Raw genomic sequence first — 255 nt, forward strand, 5'->3', positions numbered from 1 at the left:
TTTTTTTTTTTTTTTTTTTTTTTTTTTTTTTTTTTTTTTTTTTTTTTTTTTTTTTTTTTTTTTTTTTTTTTTTTTTTTTTTTTTTTTTTTTTTTTTTTTTTTTTTTTTTTTTTTTTTTTTTTTTTTTCTTTTTTTTTTTTTTTTTTTTTTTTTTTTTTTTTTTTTTTTTTTTTTTTTTTTTTTTTTTTTTTTTTTTTTTTTTTTTTTTTTTTTTTTTTTTTTTTTTTTTTTTTTTTTTTTTTTTTTTTTTTTTTT

The 255-nt window shown here is 0.4% G+C and carries 1 protein-coding gene; it reads right to left on the reverse strand.

What is annotated here, in order from left to right:
* On the reverse strand, positions 1-255 hold a 255-nt coding region (locus KHA90_RS25980), incomplete at both ends, for a hypothetical protein (protein ID WP_186127718.1).

This window comes from Flavobacterium psychroterrae (genome assembly GCF_018380615.1).
In the GTDB taxonomy this organism is placed as follows: domain Bacteria; phylum Bacteroidota; class Bacteroidia; order Flavobacteriales; family Flavobacteriaceae; genus Flavobacterium; species Flavobacterium psychroterrae.